General features: G+C 38.4%; 2 protein-coding genes. One reads left to right on the top strand and one right to left on the bottom strand.

Features of this window, described 5'->3' with window-relative positions; translation table 11 throughout:
* Window positions 1-179: helix-turn-helix domain-containing protein (locus A4R26_RS36040; protein WP_081163644.1), on the bottom strand; the 179-nt coding region annotated here is incomplete at its 3' end.
* Between the two features lie 126 nt (window positions 180-305).
* Between A4R26_RS36040 and A4R26_RS09985 the strand changes: the two genes are divergently transcribed.
* Complete coding sequence (locus tag A4R26_RS09985) at window positions 306-1,238, top strand: tyrosine-type recombinase/integrase (protein ID WP_081163643.1); 933 nt, start codon at window positions 306-308, stop codon at window positions 1,236-1,238.
* Window positions 1,239-1,627: the final 389 nt, after the last annotated feature.

Raw genomic sequence — 1,627 nt, 5'->3', positions numbered from 1 at the left:
CAAAGCCTGCTTAATTTAAAAGCAGTGAACAGGTTAGGTATTACAGTTCCTGTTTCCCAATTGGAAATACTGCTGATGCTGGTATATCCCAGCATGTCTGCAACATCTTTCAGGCTATACCCAAATGATTCGCGATACCATTTTAAATTGTTCGCGATATCTCTTTTAGGTTTCGCCATGAAAAAAAAATACCAATCAAATTTTTATTCGATAAGTGAGAAAGAATTTGCAACAATTCTTTCTCACTAAACAAACCAAAATTTTCCTTCGACAATGGTGGAGTGAGCTAAGTATAGCAGCGCTTCATGAGGAAAGATTTGCAACAACTGTTTAATGAGTTTATGTATGAATATGAGTATGTGCGGAAGATAAGGCCGGAAACTGTGCGCGCATACCGGTATACTTACGCCTTGCTTACAAAAATGGTCCCTGAAATATCTATTGATAATATTTCTCCCGAAGTCATAACCCGATTTTTCAAAATATTGCAGGAGCGCAAGAGAGTTGTCGGAAAAGGGATAGTGAAGGTCGGAATCAAGAAATCAACCGCTGCAACGTACTGGAGAAAGTTAAATGCTTTTTTCGGGTGGCTAACTGTTCGGGAACATATTCCCAGGAATCCACTTAAGTCAATGCTTTATCCCAGGCCTGAATACGAGGATAGGAAGTTTTTGAAGAAGCAACAGATTGAAAAGATATTTGCAGCAATTCAGAATCATAGCGAAAATTTATTCCTTTTGAAAAGAAACTTAGCGTTGTTTTACCTCCTTCTTTTTTGCGGACTACGCAGGGAGGAAGTAACCTTTTTGCAGATCCGGGACATCGACTTTGAGGGCAAGATATTGACTGTCCGAAGCGAAACTTCCAAATCTGGATTGACCAGGCGTTTGCCGTTACATTCTGTCGTTCTCTTGTACTTGAGGGATTATCTGAAAGAAAGAAGGTCTTATACTTCCCAATACCTTATTATATCCAGCAAGCAAGATGACCGGTTGACCTATGATGGGCTTGAGCACTTAGTGAAACGGCTGCGGGAGCGATCCGGTGTGCGATTTCATCTCCATCAATTCAGGCATACGTTTGCGATCAACTTTCTGAAAAAAAGCAACAACATAGCAAAGCTGAAGCAATTATTAGGACATAAAAGCATTTTAATGACAATGGCTTATTTGCGATGCATGCCAACAGATGAAATGAGGGATGATATTGAAAGTATGAGCATTGATGCCTTAATTTGATCGTGTTGTACCTGGCAGCGTTTTCCAGGAATTGAAATTTTTGCCCAATTATTATACTGTTTGCTATGGCCATTTAATTGTAATAAATGTTCTTTTCAGGTGCGCATAATCTTGTCAATGAAGCTCTCCTCGGGTAGTTTACAAAGGAACATAGTCATTGGAGGCCCAGTTTTCATTCTTATTTCTAAAATACGCTTATTTTACAAGGAGATTTTATGAATTCCCCCAATTTTCTCAACGACTGTATTCCAATATGTAACTAAGTCGATATTAATCTCTAAAAAATACTTGATAAATAAGGATGAAAAGGAAATTTAGCTTCAAAAATTGAATCGATTATCACGGCCAATTTACTTCGGTGCCAATATTAAAGGTAGGAGTAAGCGCAT

The sequence above is a fragment of the Niastella populi genome (assembly GCF_002078015.1).
GTDB classification, from domain to species: domain Bacteria; phylum Bacteroidota; class Bacteroidia; order Chitinophagales; family Chitinophagaceae; genus Niastella; species Niastella populi.
This window is presented reverse-complemented; position numbering and strand designations above follow the sequence as displayed.

Coding starts and splice junctions, on each gene's coding strand:
- A4R26_RS09985 (WP_081163643.1), top strand. CDS start 306: ATGAGGAAAGATTTGCAACAACTGTTTAATGAGTTTATGTATGAATAT.